Genomic DNA, 20,061 nt, shown 5'->3' on the forward strand with positions numbered 1-20,061 from the left:
GCCTTCGAGCGTCACATGGAGCAGGTGGTCCGCGTCGCCCAGCGCCACCCCGGGCTCACCGTGGTGCTCGACCACCTGGGCAAGCCCCCGCTCGGCGACGCCCAGGCGATGGAGCGCTGGCAGACGCAGCTCGAGGCGATCGCCGCCTGCCCGAACGTCGTCGCAAAGGTCTCCGGGCTCGCCACCAGCGGGAACGGCGACTTCGCGGCCGCAGCGGATCTCGCGCTGGAGCTGTTCGGGGCCGAGCGGCTGATGGTCGGCTCGGACTGGCCGATCGCGCCTCGTCCCCTGGATCTGGGCAGCGGCTTCGCCCTCGTGCTCGAACACGTGCGCAGCTGGTCAGAGGCCGACGCCCGCGCCGTCACACACGAGACTGCGAAGCGGGTCTACCGCCGGCTGGGCGAGGCGGATCCGACCTGAACGCGCCCGCCAGGTGCCCGCGGTGCGATGCCCGTGCTGCGCGTTCGACCCCGTCGTCGGCGGGGAGATATCAAGATTGTGCGATTCCGAACCAGATCCGCGCCGAAAACGGCTCAGATCCTGCCAATCCTCGACTCGCTGAGCTGAGTACTGCGGGGTCTCCGGGCAGATCTGACCGCCTCACTCCGTCGGCGGTTCCCCCTGCGCGAGCAGCCAGGACTCGACCCCGGCCACATGCGCCGCAGCATAGGTGCGGGCGAGGTCGGGGCGGCGGGCCCGGAGCGCGTCCAGGATCCGCCGATGCTCGGCGAGGGTGCGCTCCACGGACGAGTCGTCGGTCAGTCCGCGCCACACCCGGGCGCGGGCGGTGGAGCCCGCGAGGCTGTCCAGCAGCGAGCTGAGGTAGTCGTTGGGACAGCGGTGGTTGATCAGCTGGTGGAAGGTGATATCCGCGGCGACCAGCTCCTGGATGCTCGAGCTGTCGTCGAGATCCTCCATCGTCTGCTCGAGCTTTACGAAGTCCTCGTCGGTCAGGTGCGGGCAGGCCTGCTCGACCGCGGCCGGTTCGAGCAGACGTCGGATCTCCAGGATCTCGACGTAGCTGGAATCCTGGTGGAGATCGAGCACGAAGGCGAGGGATTCCAGCAGCTGCTCGGGCTCGAGCGCGGTGACATAGGTGCCGTCGCCCTGGCGCACGTCGAGCACCCGGATCACGGACAGCGCCTTGACCGCCTCACGCAGCGAGTTGCGGGAGACACCGATCGTCTCGGACAGCTCGGCCTCGGTGGGCAGGCGGTCGCCGGGCTTCAGCCTCCCGTCGACCACCATCTGCTTGATCGCGCTGATCGCACGGTCGGTGACGGTGGAGGCCATCAGCGCTGTGCCCGGGCAGCGGAGCTCAGGTGCTCCGGGGCAGGAGGGATGGACGGAGCCGACATCAAGAACCTCCGAGATCAGGATGTGCAGTGATCGGCCGAGCCTAGCTCAGAGGTCCGATGAGTCGGCGACCTCCGGGTTCATCCGCAGCAGGACCTTGCTCGCGGTGCTCCGATCACTGGCCGTGCGGAAGGCGAGCTCTGCATCGACGAGGTCGAACTCGTGGGAGATCAGGGGTTCAGGATCGATGTCGCTCGCCAGGAGCGCGATGGCTTCGGCGAATTCGGTGTGGAACCGCCACGAGCCATGGAGCTGGATCTCCTTGTTCACCAGGGCGTTCCCGAGGATTGCGGTCGTTCCCGGGGGCAGGATGCCGACCTGGACGATCCGCCCACCGGGACGGACGGCGCGGATGCAGCTGTTCAGGCCGGCCGCGGTTCCGGAGGCTTCGATGGCGACGTCGATCTGCCCGGCCAGTTCGTGCGGCTCGGACCTGTCGGCGCGCACCAGGATGTCCGCGCCCATCTGCTCGGCCAGGCCCAGGGCGTGGTCGGTGAGGTCAGAGGCGATGACCTTGCCGGCGCCGGCATGCTTGGCCGCGGCGACGGCAAGGCTGCCGATCGGACCGGCCCCTGTGACCAGCAGCGTCGTGCCGGTGAGATCGCCCGCGCGGCGAACAGCGTGGTACGCGACGCTGAACGGCTCGGCCAGCGCGGCACGGCGCAGAGTCATGCCGGGTGGCAGCGGAACGGCTCGCTCGGCCGCCACCACGAGCTGCTCGGTGAAGCCGCCCTGGATGTGCGGGGTGTGCGCAGCCGAGCCGAGATAGCGGCTGGCACGGCAGAGGTGCGGCTGACCCTCCAGACACACCGGGCATTCGCCGCAGACCTCTGCCGGATGCACCGCCACGGGCTTCCCGATCTCCAGCCCGCTCACCCCTGCGCCGAGGGCGCCGATCCGGCCGACGACCTCGTGCCCGAGCACCAGCGGCTCGGTGATCGTGAACTCCCCGGCCGCCCCGTCGTGGAAGTAGTGCAGGTCCGATCCGCAGATGCCGCCGTAGGCGATGTCGATGGCGACCTCACCGGGACCGGGTTCCGGCTGGGCGCGCTGCTCGACGACGAGCTCACCGGAAGCCTTCTTCACGCATGCCAGCATCGCTGTCTCTCCTGTCTGAACGCCGTGTGGGCGTCCGACTCAGTTCCGGTCCTCGATCTCCAGCAGGTCCATCGCGCTCGCGCTCTCGATCTCGGCGTGCTCGGGCTGCTCCTTCTGCATCCGCTCCAGGTACGGCTGGGAGCGCTGCACCTGCTGCTCGAGGCTGGTGACCGTGGCCAGGAAGTTCTCGTTGGCCTGGACGCGGAAGGCATCGATCCCGTCCATGGTGGTGAACAGGTTGTCGAAGGCCTTCTGCAGAGTCTCCGGGGAGACGCCCGAGGTCGCGGCCTGCTCCTGGATCTTCACGGAGTTGTCCGCGAGCATCTGCGAGGTGCGCGAGATGAGGTTGTCGGTGGTGCGGTTGACCGCGTCGATCTGGTCCAGCACGATCTTCTGGTTCTCGAGCGCCTGGGCGGTGATCACCGCGGTGCGCAGCGCCGTGACGGTGGTGGTGCGGGCACGCTCCACACCCTGCTGGAGCTTGGTGTTGTTGTCCTCGATCAGGCCCATCGACAGGTAGGCCTGCACGGTGACGGCGATCTGGGTGGCCACGTCCTGGCGACGCTGACGCACGGCGAACAGCACGTCCTTCTCGAGCGCGTCGGCCTCGGCGGCCTTGCCCTCGGCGCGGGTCTGCTCGGCCCGGCGCACCGCCCGGTCATCCAGCAGGCTCAGCAGATAGGAGGCCTTCTGCAGCGCAGCGAGGTCCTCCCAGAGTGCGCGGCGCTCCACGGAGAGCTCGGCGTTGTCCTTCTGCAGCATCTCCTGGCCGCGGGAGAGGGCTCCGAGCACCTGGTCCAGCTGGTCCTGGTTCGACTCGAAGTTGCGGAAGTAGCGCTTGGCGACGTTGCGGCCGGGCAGGAAGGACAGGGCCTTCTCCGCGAAGGTCTCGTCCTTCGGGGCCAGGTCCTCCATCGTGGTGCGCAGCTCGGAGAGCGACTTCGCGACCGACTCCTGCGCATTGCCCTTCTCCTTCGACTCCCGCAGCGACTGCTGCATGAAGCGGGAGGAGGTCTGGCTGGTGCGCTCGAAGGTCCGACGAGCCACCGCGCCGAGCGCGTTGACCTGCGCGGTGAACTCCTGCGAGTGCGGGTTCATCCCTGCGACCTGCTCCACCCAGGCTTCGGCCCGCTGCTCGAGCTCCTGCGCCTTCTCCTGGGGGAGATCGGGCAGCACCGAGACCGCGTCGTCATCGCTGATCTGCTCGATCGGCTCAGCGGGCGTGATCTCTTCGGCGGGGGTGGGCGGCTGCAGCTTGTCCATCGGTGCCTCCTGGGCGGTGCGGTGGGTGGAAGTCGGTGCGGGGACGGGAAGTTCTGAGGCCGGGTAGGGCCGGGCCGGGGCGGCCTGAGTGGGTGGGGAAGGCCTGACGGGTGGGTCAGACATCGATGATCGGATTCAGGTGCTGGTCGGCGAAGCGGGTGCGCAGGAACTCGGAGTGCACCTCGAGGGAACGGGAGACCCCGCCGACGATGTCGCTCTCGATCTGCTCGACCCCCTCGGCCAGCACGCCGAGCTGCTGGTCGATGCTCTCGAGGTTATCGAGCGCCTCCTGCCGGGCGGACCCTGCGAACGTCTGCAGGACGCCGAGGGTGTCCTCCGCCGCCCCGACCAGCTCCGGCACATAGCGGCAGGCGATCCCCTCGAGCATGGTCACCTCCGCGGCCGACGGGCGCAGCGACTGCAGCTGCTCGGAGCCGACCAGCGCATCGATCCGGGTGACCAGGGAGTCCACGTCATCCAGCACCCGAGTCGCACCGGGGACGGTCGCGCGAGGTCGCAGCCGCGCGCTGCGCTCACGGGTCTCGGCGTCAGCCTGGAGGATCTGCTCGAGAACGGTGCGCGTGCTGCCGGTGACCGAGGCGTCCAGCACCGGGCGCTCGTCCTCGCTGCGACGCGGCGCGTTCAACGCCAGGGCGCTGCCGCCGAGGGTGACCACGCCGATCCCGGCGGCCGCGGCGAGCACCAGCAGCGGACCGGCCACCGCAGTGCCGAGCCCCAGCACCACCGTCGCGATCGCGGCCAGACCGCCCAGCAGCAGCGGCGCGCCGAAGCGCACCAGCGGGGAGCGGCGCGGCCCGCCGACGGCCTTCGAGGCGGGGGAGTGGACCTTCCCCTCGAGCGGCTTCTCGAGCGGACCCCACAGGTCACGACGCTCCGCCGTGGCCTTCCAGGGCAGGTCCTGGTCCCCGGGGGCGAAAGAGAGCGACTCGTCGGCGGCGAGGTTCCAGTCCGGGTCGCCGGAAGTGGGCGCGAAAGGATCAGGGAAGCGGCTGTTCCCACCGTTGTTCCCACTGCTCGTCCCACTGCTCGGCCGGTCGGCCGACGGATCGCGTTCTTCGCTCACTGGTTCCGGCTGTCCTCCCCGAGGCGGGGACGAGGCGTCGCTGCACGATCGGGGAAGCGATCCTGTGATCGCTCCCGGTCCTGTGCGAGCGCCTCGTCCTGGGCGTGCCGAAAGGTTATCCCGAGCCACTGGACAACGCCCGAGGATTCGCCGGGCGCGTAGTCAGCCCGGCCCGCTCTGGCGCACACGGGCCGTGGGGAACCCGCGACACCAGGCTCAGCGACCGAAGAGGTCGCCGAGCCCGAGGTCCGAGATCCGGTCTCCGATACCGGAAACCTGCTCCCCGGCGCCCGACACCGCCCCGCCGACACCGTCGGCCATGCCGTCGACGCCCTGCATCCCCTCGAAGCCCTGGAAGTCCGTGATTCCCTGCAGGTCCTCGATGCCTGAGAATCCTTCGACACCCTCGAACATCCCGCTGAGATCGCCCGCGAGATCGGGGGCCAGGGAGTCGACGTCGATGCCTGCGCCGACCGCGTCCTGCAGCAGCGAGCCGCCGACGGAAGTGACGACGGCGCCGCCGGCGACCACGGCCAGCAGGCCCCCGACGCCGAGCGCACCAGCTCCGAGCGCGCCGGCTCCGACGGCCCCCGCGCCCATTGCTGCAGCGCCGGCACCTCGGCGTCCTCCGCCGCCGGAGCTGCCCAGCAGGCGGGTCAACCGCCGTGGATCGAGCATCGCGAGCCGGGTCGCGGAGCGGGCCATGTCCTGCGGGGCATCGGTGCGGGGCCGCTCACCCTCCGGCAGCTCCGAGCGCAGGGTCGCGGTCAGCTGCGCGCGCTGGTGCGGGGTGAGCTTCTCGAAGGCCTCGCGGTGGACCTGTTCGAGCTGGTCAGGCTCCGCGGTGCGCACCAGGTAGTCGTAGCGCGCGATCGCGCGACGGTCCTCCGCCGAGAGGTCAGCGCCGGGGGAGGAAGCTTCCGTGCGGGCGGGACTACCGGAGGGTGCCGCGCCACGGGCGGGGGCGGGCTGGTGCGGGGTGGCCGTGTCCTGCCGGGTGGCGGAGCGGCCGTGGCCGTGCGCCTCGGCGGACGAGGAGCTGTCGCCGGTCAGCGAGTCGGCGGCGCTGCGCACGAGCGAGCGCCAGTCGGAGCCCTGCCCCGAGCCGGTGGAGCTTGTGCTCCGGGAGTCCAGGGCCTTCTGTGCAGTGCCGAGGAGGCGGCGGAAAGTGCTCACGTCGGTCCTTCCGGTGGGGGTCGCACCCGGTGGCCCGGGCACCGTACGAGGGTGAGGGCCCCACCTCCGTGCGCGCCGGGTCCGAGCCCGGAGTTCCCTGGGAGCCGGGGTGGCCGGTGTGGCGAGCTGCTGCCCCTGGCCCTCACCGAGTCGTAGGAAACGGTCCTGAAACCCTGGGGTGGTGCATGTTTGCTACGCCTCGGTGCGAGGGGGCGGGGGAGGGCTCGCCTCGGGGCGGCTGCCGCTCAGGCGCCGCCGGTGCGGGAGCTCACCCCAGCAGCAGTCGCAGTCCGGTCCACAGCGACAGCAGCGCGCCGACGAAGCCGAGCACCACCACCAGGCGCTGGATGCCGCTCTCGCGCAGCTGCTTCTGGACCAGCTCGCCGAGGCCCACGGCGATCACCACGGCGGCGAGCATCGCGATCCACACCCATCAGGGCAGGTCGGGCAGCTGGCCGTCGTCCCACGCCCACTTCGTCCCGAACGAGACCGAGGAGACGAGGATCCACAGCGGCTGCAGCGTCGCCACCATGGGCAGGGCGGGCCACCGTGACAGCACCGCGTAGACGGTCGCGGCCGGTCCGCCGACGCCGCCGAGCACGGTGCCCAGCCCGATCCCCACCCCGGTGACGACCTGGGCGGTGTGCCCGTCCACGGTGGTGTCCACGCGGGCCAGCAGTACCGAGATCACCAGGCTCAGCAGCACCAGCAGCGCCACCACCAGGTACAGCGGAGCGGGCGGGGAGATCGAGGAGAGCCACGCCGCGCCCGGCATCACCGCGATCGCGGGCAGTCCCAGCCAGAGCACCTTGCGCCACTCGATCTGGGACCAGATCCGCGGCAGCATCACGATCGGCATGAGCCCGCCCAGGAAGTTCGCCAGCATGATGCCCTCGTGCGCACCGATCAGCACCACGGCGTACGGGGCGAACACGATGCCCAGCCCCATCCCGGCCACGCGCTGGATCATCGCGCAGAGGAGCACCAGGCTGATCAGGGTCAACGCCAGGGTGAGGGTCACGGAGGCCACGGTAGCGGGTGCGCTGCCGGCCGCTCCGGACCGCGCGGGACCGCGCGGGAAAGCACGGCAGCGGCAGCAAGCGAAGACGCCGCGGCACCGGGAAGCGAAGCTATAGGATCATCCGGCAACCGCATCCCCAGGAGGCTTCGCATGACCACGATTCCCGCTCTGCCCTTCCATGACGGCTCATCCGTCCCCCAGCTCGGCTATGGCGTCTGGCAGGTCGAGGACGAGGTCGCGGCGGACGTGGTCCGTCAGGCGATCGAGGCGGGATACCGCCACATCGACACCGCCGCCGGGTACCGGAACGAGGGCGGTGTGGGCCGTGCCGTGAAGGCCTCGGGTGTGCCGCGCGAGGAGCTGTTCATCACCACCAAGCTCGCCAACGGCGATCAGGGCTTCGACTCCGCGAAGCAGGCGCTGCAGACCTCCCTCGATGCGCTCGAGATGGACTACGTCGATCTCTACCTCATCCACTGGGCGAGCCCGCAGCGCGGGAAGTACGTGGAGTCCTGGAAGGCGCTGATCGAGCTGCAGAAGGAGGGGAAGGCGAAGTCCATCGGCGTCTCCAACTTCCCGATCGAGCAGCTCGAGGAGATCATCGCCGAGACCGGCGTGGTGCCCGTGATGCATCAGATCGAGCTGCATCCCGAGTTCCAGCAGGCCGAGCTGCGCGCCCACCATGCCGAGAAGGGGATCCTCACCGAAGCCTGGTCCCCGCTGGGCCAGGGCGGCGACATCCTGCAGAACCCGGTGATCACCGAGATCGCCGCCGCTCACCACGTCGACGCTGGCCAGGTGATCATCGCCTGGCACCTCGCCATCGGCAACGTGGTGATCCCCAAGACCGTGACCCCTGAGCGCATCATCTCGAACCTCGCCGCAGCGGGGATCGAGCTGACGGCCGAGGAGATCGATCGGATCAACGCCCTGGATCGGGCCGACGGCCGGATCGGCGCGGACCCCGCGAACCCGGGGTTCTGAGCCTCTGAGCCCTTTTGAGTCACTGAGCCCCTGAGCCAATGAGCGCTCCTGAGTCCCGGAGTCCCTGAGCCCCTGTGCCCGGGTCACCAGGGCTCAGGGGCGCCAGGGCATCCGGGCACCGGGGCACCCGGGCGCAGCAGCTGCGCTCAGCTCTCTCCGAGCAGCGCCGCGATCTCCGGGTGCCCGGCCACGTAGCCCTCGAGCAGCCTCCGGCCCAGCTCCGGTGAGCTGACCAGGGGATGCATCGAGAGGCCCTGCCATGCCGCCTCGCGGGAGCCGGTCACCGCCGCCTCGAGAATCTTCCGCTCGGCGGCGCGCAGGGTGCTCATCATCCCCAGCCGCCCCAGCTCCACCGGGGCGACGGGCTGCGGGTGCACGCCGTCCCCGTCGACCACGCACAGCACCTCGAGCACGGCGTCGGCCGTGAGCTCCGGGACGATCCGCTGCGCGGGCGGGGCGTCGCTGCCGGCCGGGGCATTGCCCACGTCGAGGATCATCCGTTCGGGGGTGCCGGTGGCGAGTGCGGTCATCAGTCGCAGCGCCACCTCCTGGTAGCCGCCGCCGGCGATGTCCTCCTCGCGGCGCTCCTCGTCGCGGGACTCGGCCATATAGGTCGCCTCCCGCTCGTGCAGCGTCGAGCGCCACAGGTCCAACGGTGAGGTGCAGCAGGACTCGGCGGCGCCGAGGTAGAAGTCGCCCTGCTGCGCGGCGAGGAACTCCCCGCGGGTGGTCGCAGCGCCGGTGATCCGCGAGATCGCTTCAGCGGTGTGCAGGTAGTAGAAGAGGTACTCGTTGGGCAGCGCGCCGTCGGCCCGCACCCAGTCCTTGCCGATCAGCCGCGCCTCCTCGATCTCCTCGAGGGCGGCGTCGTCGGCGAGCAGACCGGGCAGGCGGTCCTCGCCGTCGATGGTCACCGAGCGCAGCCAGCCCAGGTGGTTCAGCCCCACGTAGTCGAAGCTCGCCACGGTGCCGTCGGCCCCGCGGCCGTCCGCGCCGCGCTCGCCGGCCACCAGGTCCACGTCCAGCAGGCGGCCCACGCGGCGCACCAGACCGATGGGGGTATCGCAGATGCCCACCACCTTGTCCCCGAGCACAGTGCGCATCGCCTCGGTGACGATCCCCGCAGGGTTGGTGAAGTTGATGACCCAGGCGCCCGGTGCGACGTCGGCGATCACGCGGGCTGCCTCGAGGGCGACGGGGATCGTGCGCAGGGCGTAGGCGAGGCCGCCGGGGCCGATGGTCTCCTGGCCCAGCAGGCCGAGCCCCAGGGCGACCCGCTCGTCGACGGTGCGGGCCTCCGCGCCGCCCACCCGGATCGCGCTGAACACGAAGTCCGCGCCGGTCACGGCCTCGCGCAGGTCGGTGGTGGCGGTGAGGCGGGGCAGGGTCGTCGCGCGCCCGTCGGCGGTCAGCTGCGCGCCCACGCCCTCGATCACGGCGGTGATGGTCCGCAGGCGTGCGGAGTCCACGTCGTACAGGGCGACCTCGTCGACGGTCAGGCCGGTGGCGGCGGTGGCGACCGCCTCGTACACGAGGGGGACGCGGAATCCTCCGCCGCCCAGGATGGCGAGCTTCATGTCATCGCACGCTAGCACCGCCGTGGTGCGATCATGGAGGTCGTGACCGGCGAAATCGCTGGTTCGATCGCAGCCCGCACGGGTGTCGGGCCGCGCGAGCATCTCTGGAGGAGACCATGCGACGTCGACACTTCCTTTCTGCAGGAGCATCACTGGGCGGTCTCGGCCTGCTGGCCGCCTGCGCTCCCGGCTCGGACTCCCCGGAGGGTGAGGGTGCGGCGCCCGCCCCGAAGGCTGACGAGGTCGAGACGGACATCGCCGCCCTCGGGGACATCACGCTGGTGGTGTGGGACCAGGAGGTGCGCGGCGCGCAGAACGACGCGATCGAGGCGCTGCTGGGTGCGTTCAAGGAAAAGTACCCGAACGTCACCGTCGAGCGGCAGTCACAGTCCTTCGACGATCTCCAGCAGCAGACGGGCCTGGCCCTGTCCGGCAACGACGTGCCTGACGTTCTGCAGGTCAACAACGCCCGCGGCGACATGGGGACCTTCGTGGCCGACGGCCTGCTCACCGACCTCACCGGCTACGCCGAGGCCTACGGCTGGGAGGAGCGCTTCGCCCCCAGCGTGCTGGGCAAGATGAGCTACTCGAGCGACGGCGTCACCTTCGGCGAGGGCTCCCTCTACGGCCTCGCCCAGACCGGCGAGGTGTGCGGCATCTACTACTCCCAGAAGAAGCTCGACGCGCTCAGCCTGAAGGCACCGACCACCTGGGACGAGGTCTTCTCCCTCGTCGAGTCCGCCGCCGCGGCGGGCGAGCAGCCGATCATGCTCGGCAACCTCGACCAGTGGCCGGCCCTGCACGTCTTCGGGCCGCTCCAGGCGAACTTCGTGGACGCGCAGACCATCGTCACCCTCGGCATGGGCAACTCCGGCGCGGACTGGACCACCGACGACAACCTCGCCGCTCTCACCCAGCTCGGCGACTGGGGTGCCAGCGGTGCGCTCGGCGACTCCCCGAACGGCCTCGCCTACGACGATGCCTGGCCGCTGTTCACCGAGGGCAAGGGAGTGCTGCTGATCGGCGGTTCCTGGCTGGGCCCCGACATGGAGGCCGTGATGGGCGAGGACCTGCGCTTCATGGCCCCGCCGGTCGGGGTCGACGGGAAGGTCGCCACCACCGGCGGCACCGGCATCCCCTTCTCGGTCCCAGCCGCCGCGAAGAACCCTGCCGCGGCCGCCGCGTTCATCGACTTCATCACCAGCGACGACGCGATGGCGATGATCGCCGAGAACGGCGGCATGCCGGTGAACCGCACCGCGGAGCTCGCTCCCGCCTCGGGCGTGAACAAGGACATCTACGAGGCGTTCGACGCGGTCTCCACCGAGGGCACCCTCCTGCCCTACCTCGACTACGCGACCCCCTCCTTCGCCGACACCGCCGGCGCCACCCTGCAGGAGCTGATCGGTGGCCAGACCGACGCGGCCGGTGCTGCCGGAGCCCTGCAGGAGGACTACGCCGCGTTCTCCGAGGGATCCTGACCCGATGACCCCCGCCCGCTCCGCGACCCCGCCCGGCGCAGCGTCCGCCGCAGCACCCGGTGGGCCGACGGGCGGGCGCCGAGCAGGTCCGGACCGCGCGCGGGCCGACGGTCCGCCGCGCAGGCGCCGGGCCAGGCCCTCCGCGGTGGCCCGCTCGCAGGCCACCCCGTATCTGTTCCTCCTGCCGGCGCTGCTGGTCTACGGCGCGTTCGCGCTGTACCCGCTGGGACGGGCCGCGCAGTTCTCGCTGTTCGAGTGGAAGGGTTTCGGCCCCTCCACCTTCGTGGGACTGCAGAACTATGCGGATCTCGCCGGGGATGCGGACTTCCGTGCCGCGATCGGTAACGCGCTGCTGCTGATCGTCTTCTATTCGGTGATCCCGGTGGTGGTGGGCCTGGTGCTGGCCGCGATCCTGCGCCGTGGGCAGGTGCGGGGGATGGGCTTCTTCCGCACCGTGATCTTCCTGCCGCAGGTGATCGCGCTGGTGGTGGTCGCCGTCGCCTGGAGGCAGATCTACTCCCCGCACGGGCTGCTGAACGACATGCTGCGCACCGTCGGCCTGGACGCTCTGACCCGCGGCTGGCTGGGCGATCCCGGCACCGCCCTGCCCGCGGTGGGGTTCATCGGCACCTGGGTCGAGATGGGGCTGGTGATGCTGCTGCTGCTCGCCGGCATGGGCCGCATCCCCAAGGAGCTGTTCGAAGCCGCACGGCTGGACGGCGCAGGGCCGGTGCAGGAGTTCTTCGCGATCACCCTGCCCGCGGTGCGCGGCGAGATCACCGTCGCGCTGGTGCTGACCATCATCGCGGCGCTGAAGACCTTCGATCTGGTCTATATGACCACCTCCGGCGGGCCCGGCAACTCCACCACCGTGCCCAGCTACGAGGTGTACCTGCGCGCCTTCGACCTGCGTGAGGTGGGCTCCGCCTCCGCGGTCGCGATCGTGCTGACGATTCTGATCTTCGCGATCAACGTGGGCGTCACGCGGATCGGGGAGCGTGAGTCATGAGGGTCTCCCGCGCCGAGACGTCGATGAACTACGTGATCCTGCTGGGCTTCGCCGCCTTCGCCCTGATCCCGGTGCTCACGATCCTCGCCACCTCCGTCTCCGCCCCGCTGGGGGAGAGCGGCGGGCTGCACCTGTCCAACTTCGCCAAGGCCTGGACCATCGGCGGATTCGGTCGCTCGCTCGGGAACTCGGTGGTGGTCGCCGCGATCGTGATGACCCTGTCCATCGTGCTGTCGGTGCTGGCCGGCTACGCCTTCGGCACCATGAAGTTCCGCGGGTCCACGGCGCTGTTCTACCTGTTCCTGCTGGGGCTGATGATCCCCGCCGAGGCGACGATCATCCCGCTGTTCTTCGACCTGCGCAGCCTGGGCCTGACCGACACCTATCTCGCGATCGCGATGCCTCAGGTCGCCCAGTCCGTCGCCTTCGGCACCTTCTGGATGCGGGCCCAGTTCCGGGCGATGCCGGTGAGCCTGCTGGAGGCCGCAGCGCTCGACGGCGCCGGTCCGATGCGCGCCCTGACCCGGATCATGGCACCCGCCGCCCGGCCCGCGATCCTCACCATGCTGGTGCTGGTGTTCATGTGGACCTGGAACGAGTTCCTGATCGCCCTGATCATGGCGCCCGGCGGTCGGCTGCGCACGGCCCCGCTGGGCCTGGCGAACTTCCAGGGCCAGTACACGGCCGAGACCGCGCTGCTCGCGGCGGGCGCCGTGATCGTGGCCCTGCCCACCGTGATCCTCTTCCTGTTCCTGCAACGCCACTTCATCCGCGGAATGCTCGAAGGAGCTGCTCAGTGACGACCGACGATCCCACCTTCCCCGCCGATCCCGCTCTGCTCTCCCACTCCGCTCTGACCGCCGATCCCGCCACCCCCGGCCCCACCCCCGGCCGCCCGGCCGATCACGAGCACCCTGCCGGTGCGTCCACTCCCGCCCCGCCCGAGGCCGCCGAGCGCGACGACTGGGACCCGCTGGCCGCCCAGCGCACCCCCGAGGACCCGCCGCTGGACGTGCTGCTCTCGGGCACCGTCTTCTTCGACATCGTCTTCACCGGCATGGATCGCCTTCCCCAGCCCGGCGAGGAGCTGTGGAGCAAGGGCATGGGCTCGAGCCCCGGCGGGATCGCGAACCTCGCCACCGCCGCCGCCCGCCTGGGCCTGCGCACCGGGCTGGTCGCGGGCTTCGGGGACGACGCCTACGCCGACTGGATGTGGCACACGATGGAGAGCGAGGAGGGCATCGACCTCTCCGCCTCCCGCCGCTTCACCGACTTCCACTCCGCGCTGACCGTCTCGATCGCGGCCGACGGGGACCGCGCCATGGCCACCCACGGCCACGAGCTGCCCGAGCCGCTGTCGACCCTGATCGCCGGCGCGCCGGATGCCCGCGCCGCCGTGGTGGACCTCGCGGGGGAGACCTCCTGGTGGGCGCAGCTCGCCCAGCGCGGCTCGAAGATCTTCGCTGACATCGGCTTCGACGAGACTGGCCGCTGGGACGTGGCCGACCTCGCTCCGCTCGCCCACTGCCACGCCTTCACCCCCAATGCGCTCGAGGCGATGGCCTACACCCGCACCGACAGCCCCGACAAGGCAGTGCGCGCGCTCGCCGAGAAGGTGCCGCTCGCGGTGGTGACCGACGGCGCCCACGGCTCCTACGCGATCGACTCCGCCACCGGGGAGGAGGCGTACTGCCCGGCCGTCCCGGTCACGGCGATCGACACCACCGGCGCAGGGGATGTGTTCGCCGCGTCGCTGGTGCTGGGCACCCTGGCCGGCTGGCCGCTCGAGGAGCGGCTGAAGTTCGGCTCCCTGTGCTCGGCGCTCGCGGTCCAGCAGTTCGGCGGCTCCCTCGCCGCCCCCGGCTGGGGAGACATCCTGGACTGGTGGCGCTCCCTCACCACCGCGGCCGACGACGGAGACCTGCGCGCCGCCTACACCCGCACCGGTTACCGCTTCCTCGATGCCGTGGTCCCCGACCACCCCGTGCTGGGCCGCCGCCGCGCCCAGGGCACCTTCGCCCTGCGCTCCGACGCCGGGCGGCACTGAGGCTGGGTCGCTGGTGAACCATTGAGGCTGGCCCTGGTGAGCCACTGAGGCACTGGCTCTGGTGAGCCACTGAGGCACTGGCTCTGGTGAGCCACTGAGGCACTGGCTCTGGTGAGCGACTGAGGCACTGGCTCTGGTGAACCGAGGCGTAGGAAGTGCGCACCATCGATCGCCATGGCGCACAGTTCCTACGCCTGGGCAGGCTGGTTCGTGCTCCTCAGCGGAGGCGGCGGGGTCGATGGCCAGGTCAGCCCTTCCGCGGTGTCCAGCGGGTGTAGGTGACGCCGGAGGAGAAGGCGTGGTGCTCACGCAGCTCGAGCCGCTCCTGGACACCGCTCGGGAACAGACGGCGGCCGCGGCCCTGCACATAGGGGTAGGTCCACAGCCGGTACTCATCCACCAGCCCGGCCTGGATCAGGGGGTGGCACAGAGTGATGGAGCCGGTCAGGGAGATCTCCGCGCCGTCCTGCTCCTTGAGCTCCCGCACCGCGGCGACGGGATCGCCGGTCAGGAGCGTGGAGTGCTGCCAGGCAGGGTCGGTCATGGTGGAGGTGACGACGTACTTCTCCAGGGCGTTCAGTTCGTCGGTGATGCCGGTGGTGTCGTTCTCCTGGACCGGCCAGAAGCCGCGGAAGTCCTCGAAGGTCTGCCGGCCGAGCAGGATCGCGTCGCAGGCGGCGCTGTCGCGCTGCAGGAGCTGTTGCTGGTCGGGTGGGGAGTCGGTGGGGTCGAACCAGTCGTCGAGCATCTCGATGGAGCCGTCGACGGTGATGTTCTGGGTGATCACCAGTGGTCGCACCGGTGCCTCCTCGGTGGCCGTGGAGCGTCGCGTCCTCGGCGGCAGGGGGCCTCCACGAGCATCACTGCCGGGGGCTCGGAGTGTAGTCCTCGCCGCGCCGTGCCGCCATGGGCCCGGGGCAGTGCCCGTCCCGGACCGATCCGCTGCCCTCAGACCCCGCGGACCGGCGGCCCAGGCCGTGACCTGCATGGGGAGTTGTCCCCGGGGACTTCTGCCCAGGGAGTTCACCCCATCGCGCTTCTGGCGGATCAGCCCTAGGTTTCAGGTGGTTGGTGCGGGACTCTCCGAGGGGGAGAGGCACCGGCACGAGGCTCACGCAGGGCGGGAGCTGCTGGATCGACGGTGGGGGCCGACGGTCCGGCAGCGGGGGACCCCGCCGCTGCCCGCCTCGTGACCGGTGCGCACCACCGTTGGCTCTGACAGGCAATCCATCGGGGGCCAGAGGGAAAGGGCCGACGTCAGAAGATCAGCGCTGGGGGATCAGCGCCATAGGGTCAGAGCCGCACGAGCCCCTGGACGAGCGAGAGCAGCGCTCCGAGCATCGCGATCACGATCACCCAGCGCATCGCCCGGGCGCCGTGCACCCAGCGGGCCAGCACATTCCCGCCGAGCAGCCCGACCGCGAGCAGCCCCATCAGCACCGCCCATCCGGCGATCGGCAGCGTGGGCAGTGACCATTTCGCGAGCAGGGCGGCCACGCCGAGCACCGCGAAGTGCAGCTGGGCGGTGGCGGCGAAGCTGCGATGCTCCCATTGGGTGGCCAGCGCGTAGACCACCAGTCCCGGCCCGCCCACCCCGGCGGTCACGTTCATCAGGCCCGAGGCGAACCCGCCGCCGGCACCCGTCCAGAGGGAGTTCGGCACCTGCAGCGACCGCGACCCGACGGTGAACAGCAGGCCCACGATCACCAGCAGGCTGATCGCGACCGCGAGCACCGCGGGAGGCAGCCACAGCACCAGCAGCGCGCCGGGGATCGTGCCGACGATCCCTGCCGGCACCACGCGGGCCGCACGCTTCCAGTCCAGGTCCGCGTGGACCACGGCGAGGTTCAGCAGCGCCGCGACGATCCCGCACACGTTGGTGACCAGGATTCCCTCGAAGGGGCCCAGCGCCATCACCAGGAACGGGGAGGAGAGCAGCGCGAAGCCCATCCCGGTGGTGCGCACCGCCACCGCACCGGCCAGGACGGCCAGCGCAGCCAGGCCCAGCTGCCACCACTCGGGATCGATCACGCAGGTCAGAGTACGCGTTGGCGGTGGGCGCCCGGACCGGCGGAGCAGTGACCTTGTGCCCTCGAACTCGCGCCTGTGCGGGGATAGCTTCGAGGTACGAGCACTGCTCGATGCGGTGCACTCACAGGAGGTCTGTCATGACCCGTACCTACATCATCACCGGCGCCGCCTCGGGCATCGGGGCGAAGACTGCCGAGCTGCTGCGCGAGCAGGGCCATACGGTCGTCGGCGTCGACCTGCAGGGCGTCGAGGTCTCCGCAGACCTCTCCACCCCGTCCGGCCGGACCGAGGGCGCACGCCAGGCGCTCGAGGCGGCAGGCGGAAGGGTCGACGCGGTGATCCCGTCGGCCGGCCTCGCACTGCCGAAGCCCGTCACTGCCGCGGTGAACTACTTCGGGATGACGGAGTTCCTCCAGGCGCTGCAGCCGGCGCTGGCCCGGTCCGAGGCGCCGCGGGTCGCGCTGGTCTCCTCGATGTCCTCCCTGCAGCCGCTGGACCCGCAGCTGCTGGACGCCTTCCTGGCGGACGACGAGGCCGCCGCGCTCGCCCGGGCCGAGGAGCTGGCCGCTGATCCGCTCACCGGGAACCTCATCTACGCCTCCTCGAAGCGGGCGATCTCCCGCTGGGTGCGCCGTGAAGCGCCCGGGGCGGCCTGGGCCGGCGCCGGCATCCCCCTGAACGCCGTCGCCCCCGGCATCGTGATCACGCCGATGACCCACGACATGCTGGCGGATCCGCAGTACGCCGCGTTCCTGGACATGGTGGTGCCGATGCCGCTGAACGGTCACCAGGACGCCGAGAGCGTGGCCCGCCTGCTGATCTGGCTGACGTCGGTGGAGAACTCCCACTGCTGCGGCCAGACCTTCTACACCGACGGCGGCGCCGATGCGGTGCTGCGGGGCGATGACGTGTGGGGCTGGAACGACGAGGCGATCACCGCCAAGTTCGCCGCGTTCAGCAGCTGAGGCCTCCCGCGCCCGGGACGTGCAAGGGGAGACGGGCCGCCGACGGCAGGAGTGCCGCCGACGGCCCGTCCGTCACCTCGCGGAACCCAGAAGCGCGAACGCCGCGCTCGCCGCGGCCTCGGTGCCCATGCGCAGCGTCGGCTGCATGTCCGGGGCCCACAGCGGGGAGTGGTTCGGGGCGGCGACCCGTCCCTCGGCGTACGCGCCGGTGCCCCAGTAGCAGTACGGGACCCCGAAGGCGGCAGGGATGCCGGAGAAGTCCTCGGAGGCGGTGACCGGGTCCATGTGCTCCACGCGCTCCGGCCCGAACTGGCCCACGAACGCTTCCCGCACCCGCTCGGCGACCTGCGGGTCGTTGTCCGTGACGGGGTAGCGGTTGAACAGCTCGAACTCGGGCTCCTTCGGGGAGCGGGCCGCCTCGCACTCGGCGCGCACCATCCGCTCCACCCCGCCGACCAGATGATCGAGGACCTGGTCGCTGTAGGCACGGAAGTTCAATGCCAGCTCGGCCCGGTCCGGGATGATGTTCGCGCTGGTCCCGGCGTGCAGCGCGCCGACGGTGACCACCCCGAAGTCGCCGGGGGCGATCTCTCTCGCGACCAGGGTCTGGATCCGGGTGACGATCGCGGCGGCGAGCACCACCGGGTCAACGCCCAGATGCGGCATCGAACCGTGCGATCCCGCGCCGTGCACGAGCACCCGCATCGACACCGAGGAGCTCAGCACCGGTCCCGGCGCCACGGCGACCTTCCCCGCCGCAGGGGAGGTGAGCACGTGCTGGCCCAGGCATACATCCGGTGCGGGCACCTTGTCGATCAGGCCGTCCTCGACCATCGAGCGGGCCCCGGCCGCGATCTCCTCGCCCGGCTGGAACAGGGCGATGTAGGTGCCTGTCCAGTCCTCGCGGTGATCGGCCAGCAGCTTCGCGGCGCCAAGGCCCGCGACCACGTGGAAGTCGTGCCCGCAGGCATGCATCGTGGACTGGATCTGCCCGGCGGCGTCGGCCTGGGTGTGCTCGGAGGCGTAGGGCAGGCCGGAGGCCTCCTGGACCGGCAGGCCATCCACGTCCGCGCGCATCAGGATCGTGGGGCCTTCGCCGCGCGAGAGCACCCCCACCACGCCGCCGCCGATCTGCTGGACCTCGTACCCGTACTCGGTCAGCTGCGCGGCGACGATTCCGCGGGTGCGGGCCTCGAGCATGGAGAGCTCGGGGTGGCGGTGGAGGTCCTCGAACAGGGGTTCCTGCCAGGCGCCGTAGCTGTCCAGGGTGGCGGTCATCGCGTCGGTCAGGGTGGTCATGACGGGTCCTTTCCCGGCTCCCCGGGGCGGCGGATTCGGCCGACGGGAGGGGAGCACTTCCGAGGGTGAGGGCATGCTGCGGGAGCCGAGCGTAGCGGGGGCCGTGGGGGCGGCGGATCCGCCGGTGTGATTCGCCCGACGCATGCCCGTCGGCCCTTTCGCGAGAACCCTCGCGGCCCTACTCTTGTCGCGAGCATAGAAGATGCATGGAAACAGTGTCTGATCAGGCGGTACTCAACCCTGAGCGCCGTGCTCCCACCACATCGAGAAGGAGGGACCCACTATGGAGTCGCGTCATGACCTCACCGTCGGCAACGAGCTGAAGGCTGCCACTGAGACCGGACAGATCCAGGCGGTCCCCGGAAGCTCGGATGCGGGTGATCAGCCCACCACCTGGCGCAGCAGCGTGGGGGTCGTGGCGGCGCTCGTTGCCGCCTTCGTGCTGGTCACTCTGGTGAGCCTCTGAGCCACGGCTGAGGGGCCGCAGCGCCCCCCGGCGGGCAGTGCACCCGGCATGCTGTGCCCTCGGCGTGCAGTGCCCACGAAGCGCCGCGAAAAGAACTCGCAGGTCGGGAACGGACTCCGGTAGGTTCCGAGAATCCTGCCGTCTTCCGCCCGAAGGGTCGTCGCTGTGTTCTCCTCCCTCGTGTCCAGCCAGCGGATCCCGGCCGCCCTCGATCCCTGCTCCGAGGGGGAGGTGCTGGTCGTCCTCGACCCTGCGTTGACCGGCCTCCGTTCGGTCTCGCTGCTGCGCGTCGAGGGTGAGGCCACGGTGCTCTCCCTCTCGCCGGCCCGAGCGGACGAGCTCGGGCTCTCCGCGACCGACCGCATCGAGCGTACGGAGCTGAGCGCCCGCCTCGACCGCGCCGCGATGGTGCTCGCCGATCCGGACTACCTGTTCTATCTGCCACTGACCGAGCAGACCGCGCTGCGCGAGGAGTCGTGGGAGGGCGCCACCCGTCAGCTGACGGAGGCCGATACTGCTGCATTCGCGGAGTTCACGGCCCAGGCGCCCGAGGGCGACCTGGATGAGGCCTTCGTCGAGCTCGATCACTGGCTCGTGGTCGGCACGTTCAGCGGCGACAGTCTGGTCTCTGCCGCGAGCATGTACCCGTGGGGCGACACCCTGCTGGCCGACCTCGGAGTGATCACGCTGCCGGAGTTCCGCGGTCGCGGTCTGGGCCGCGCGACCGTCCGCGCGATCAGCGCTGCCGCGCTGGCCCGGGGCTACGAGCCGCAGTACCGCTGCCAGCTGGAGAACACCGCCTCCGCGGCGCTCGCCCGCGCTGCGGGATTCGCGCTCTTCGGCGTCTGGGAAGGGCTGGAATCCGCGGGCTGAGGCCGGACCGGTTCCTGCCGCCCGGGCGAACCCCGACGCGGCAGCTCCCTCGGCCATGGGGCATCGTCAGCGGGGAGCATTGCCCGCGCAGCGACCACACTCCCGAGTTCCTGATCATGTCCGGGTCCTGGACGCGGCGCCGAAGGACTTTCTGGGCACCCGTGTGACGTCGCTGACTACGGACGAAAGTCCTGGTCTTCGCGGTAGTTGAATCGTAATCTTCGAAGGAGTCCTGTTGAGGGCGAGGGACGTCCGGCAGGTGCCGACGTCGCGGTCCGCGCTGTTCGTGGACGTTGGTGACTACTTCGAAGGATGGGCATGACCGCTCAGC

General features: G+C 70.7%; 20 protein-coding genes. 9 read left to right on the top strand and 11 right to left on the bottom strand.

Translation table 11 applies throughout. The annotated features are described in order from the left end of the window. Positions 1-420 (top strand): amidohydrolase family protein (locus ACT3SQ_RS17300; protein ID WP_444601476.1); only part of this gene is annotated, 420 nt, incomplete at its 5' end. 180 nt (positions 421-600) lie between these two features. Here ACT3SQ_RS17300 and ACT3SQ_RS17305 read toward each other — a convergent pair. From ACT3SQ_RS17305 to ACT3SQ_RS17335, 7 genes are all read right to left on the bottom strand, one after another. After that, positions 601-1,293 carry a FadR/GntR family transcriptional regulator gene (locus ACT3SQ_RS17305; protein ID WP_444601477.1) on the bottom strand — a complete coding sequence of 231 codons (693 nt, stop codon included), beginning with the start codon at positions 1,291-1,293 and terminating at the stop codon, positions 601-603. Between the two features lie 111 nt (positions 1,294-1,404). Continuing rightward, a complete protein-coding gene (locus ACT3SQ_RS17310; RefSeq protein WP_444598899.1) occupies positions 1,405-2,442 on the bottom strand; it encodes an L-idonate 5-dehydrogenase in 1,038 nt (345 codons plus the stop codon). A gap of 51 nt (positions 2,443-2,493) precedes the next feature. Continuing rightward, complete coding sequence (locus ACT3SQ_RS17315; protein ID WP_444601478.1) at positions 2,494-3,717, bottom strand: toxic anion resistance protein; 1,224 nt, start codon at positions 3,715-3,717, stop codon at positions 2,494-2,496. 115 nt (positions 3,718-3,832) lie between these two features. Continuing rightward, entirely contained in the window at positions 3,833-4,801 is a 969-nt protein-coding gene (locus ACT3SQ_RS17320; protein ID WP_444601479.1) for a hypothetical protein, read from the bottom strand. Positions 4,802-5,017: 216 nt separating this feature from the next. Further along, complete coding sequence (locus ACT3SQ_RS17325; RefSeq protein WP_444601480.1) at positions 5,018-5,977, bottom strand: cation-transporting ATPase; 960 nt, start codon at positions 5,975-5,977, stop codon at positions 5,018-5,020. A 268-nt stretch (positions 5,978-6,245) separates the two neighbouring features. After that, entirely contained in the window at positions 6,246-6,395 is a 150-nt protein-coding gene (locus tag ACT3SQ_RS17330) for a hypothetical protein (RefSeq protein WP_444601481.1), read from the bottom strand. 15 nt (positions 6,396-6,410) lie between these two features. After that, on the bottom strand, positions 6,411-6,998 hold the full coding sequence (locus ACT3SQ_RS17335) for a TSUP family transporter (protein ID WP_444601482.1): 588 nt from the start codon (positions 6,996-6,998) through the stop codon (positions 6,411-6,413). Positions 6,999-7,148: 150 nt separating this feature from the next. On the opposite strand from ACT3SQ_RS17335, the gene ACT3SQ_RS17340 reads away from it, so the two are divergent. Beyond that, complete coding sequence (locus tag ACT3SQ_RS17340) at positions 7,149-7,982, top strand: aldo/keto reductase (RefSeq protein WP_444601483.1); 834 nt, start codon at positions 7,149-7,151, stop codon at positions 7,980-7,982. Between the two features lie 146 nt (positions 7,983-8,128). Here the strand turns inward: ACT3SQ_RS17340 and ACT3SQ_RS17345 are convergent, their stop codons facing one another. Beyond that, on the bottom strand, positions 8,129-9,559 hold the full coding sequence (locus tag ACT3SQ_RS17345; protein ID WP_444601484.1) for a family 4 glycosyl hydrolase: 1,431 nt from the start codon (positions 9,557-9,559) through the stop codon (positions 8,129-8,131). Positions 9,560-9,675: 116 nt separating this feature from the next. Here ACT3SQ_RS17345 and ACT3SQ_RS17350 point away from each other — a divergent pair, with 116 nt between their 5' ends. Genes ACT3SQ_RS17350 through ACT3SQ_RS17365 form a run of 4 tightly spaced genes read left to right on the top strand, consistent with a single transcriptional unit; the run spans position 9,676 to position 14,096 of the window. Further along, positions 9,676-11,040: an ABC transporter substrate-binding protein gene (locus ACT3SQ_RS17350; RefSeq protein WP_444601485.1), complete on the top strand. Its 1,365-nt coding sequence runs from the start codon at positions 9,676-9,678 to the stop codon at positions 11,038-11,040. A gap of 4 nt (positions 11,041-11,044) precedes the next feature. Further along, positions 11,045-12,049, top strand: a complete 1,005-nt coding sequence (locus ACT3SQ_RS17355) for a carbohydrate ABC transporter permease (RefSeq protein WP_444601486.1) — start codon at positions 11,045-11,047, stop codon at positions 12,047-12,049. Further along, entirely contained in the window at positions 12,046-12,849 is an 804-nt protein-coding gene (locus ACT3SQ_RS17360) for a carbohydrate ABC transporter permease (RefSeq protein ID WP_444598908.1), read from the top strand. Before ACT3SQ_RS17355 ends, ACT3SQ_RS17360 begins: the two co-directional genes overlap by 4 nt. Further along, entirely contained in the window at positions 12,846-14,096 is a 1,251-nt protein-coding gene (locus ACT3SQ_RS17365) for a carbohydrate kinase family protein (protein ID WP_444601487.1), read from the top strand. Before ACT3SQ_RS17360 ends, ACT3SQ_RS17365 begins: the two co-directional genes overlap by 4 nt. A 247-nt stretch (positions 14,097-14,343) precedes the next feature. On the opposite strand, the gene ACT3SQ_RS17370 is transcribed toward ACT3SQ_RS17365, so the two are convergent. Continuing rightward, entirely contained in the window at positions 14,344-14,895 is a 552-nt protein-coding gene (locus tag ACT3SQ_RS17370) for a dihydrofolate reductase family protein (protein ID WP_444601488.1), read from the bottom strand. A 494-nt stretch (positions 14,896-15,389) separates the two neighbouring features. Continuing rightward, positions 15,390-16,127, bottom strand: a complete 738-nt coding sequence (locus ACT3SQ_RS17375) for a TSUP family transporter (RefSeq protein ID WP_444601489.1) — start codon at positions 16,125-16,127, stop codon at positions 15,390-15,392. Positions 16,128-16,264: 137 nt separating this feature from the next. Between ACT3SQ_RS17375 and ACT3SQ_RS17380 the strand changes: the two genes are divergently transcribed. Beyond that, positions 16,265-17,092, top strand: coding sequence for an SDR family oxidoreductase (locus tag ACT3SQ_RS17380; RefSeq protein WP_444601490.1), 828 nt, complete (start codon positions 16,265-16,267; stop codon positions 17,090-17,092). 72 nt (positions 17,093-17,164) lie between these two features. On the opposite strand, the gene ACT3SQ_RS17385 is transcribed toward ACT3SQ_RS17380, so the two are convergent. Further along, positions 17,165-18,391, bottom strand: coding sequence for an amidohydrolase (locus ACT3SQ_RS17385; RefSeq protein WP_444601491.1), 1,227 nt, complete (start codon positions 18,389-18,391; stop codon positions 17,165-17,167). Positions 18,392-18,674: 283 nt separating this feature from the next. On the opposite strand from ACT3SQ_RS17385, the gene ACT3SQ_RS17390 reads away from it, so the two are divergent. Then, complete coding sequence (locus tag ACT3SQ_RS17390; RefSeq protein ID WP_444501984.1) at positions 18,675-18,857, top strand: hypothetical protein; 183 nt, start codon at positions 18,675-18,677, stop codon at positions 18,855-18,857. Between the two features lie 165 nt (positions 18,858-19,022). Beyond that, complete coding sequence (locus ACT3SQ_RS17395) at positions 19,023-19,730, top strand: GNAT family N-acetyltransferase (RefSeq protein ID WP_444601492.1); 708 nt, start codon at positions 19,023-19,025, stop codon at positions 19,728-19,730. Positions 19,731-20,061 lie beyond the last annotated feature (331 nt).

This window comes from Brachybacterium sp. AOP42-C2-15 (assembly GCF_052377065.1).
GTDB lineage: Bacteria > Actinomycetota > Actinomycetes > Actinomycetales > Dermabacteraceae > Brachybacterium.

Excerpts from the sequence above, each read along its gene's own strand:
- ACT3SQ_RS17380 (WP_444601490.1), top strand. The coding sequence starts at position 16,265 with ATGACCCGTACCTACATCATCACCGGCGCCGCCTCGGGCATCGGGGCG.
- ACT3SQ_RS17315 (WP_444601478.1), bottom strand. The coding sequence starts at position 3,717 with ATGGACAAGCTGCAGCCGCCCACCCCCGCCGAAGAGATCACGCCCGCT.
- ACT3SQ_RS17390 (WP_444501984.1), top strand. The coding sequence starts at position 18,675 with ATGGAGTCGCGTCATGACCTCACCGTCGGCAACGAGCTGAAGGCTGCC.
- ACT3SQ_RS17355 (WP_444601486.1), top strand. The coding sequence starts at position 11,045 with ATGACCCCCGCCCGCTCCGCGACCCCGCCCGGCGCAGCGTCCGCCGCA.
- ACT3SQ_RS17305 (WP_444601477.1), bottom strand. The coding sequence starts at position 1,293 with ATGGCCTCCACCGTCACCGACCGTGCGATCAGCGCGATCAAGCAGATG.
- ACT3SQ_RS17350 (WP_444601485.1), top strand. The coding sequence starts at position 9,676 with ATGCGACGTCGACACTTCCTTTCTGCAGGAGCATCACTGGGCGGTCTC.
- ACT3SQ_RS17345 (WP_444601484.1), bottom strand. The coding sequence starts at position 9,559 with ATGAAGCTCGCCATCCTGGGCGGCGGAGGATTCCGCGTCCCCCTCGTG.
- ACT3SQ_RS17330 (WP_444601481.1), bottom strand. The coding sequence starts at position 6,395 with ATGCTCGCCGCCGTGGTGATCGCCGTGGGCCTCGGCGAGCTGGTCCAG.
- ACT3SQ_RS17340 (WP_444601483.1), top strand. The coding sequence starts at position 7,149 with ATGACCACGATTCCCGCTCTGCCCTTCCATGACGGCTCATCCGTCCCC.
- ACT3SQ_RS17385 (WP_444601491.1), bottom strand. The coding sequence starts at position 18,391 with ATGACCACCCTGACCGACGCGATGACCGCCACCCTGGACAGCTACGGC.
- ACT3SQ_RS17360 (WP_444598908.1), top strand. The coding sequence starts at position 12,046 with ATGAGGGTCTCCCGCGCCGAGACGTCGATGAACTACGTGATCCTGCTG.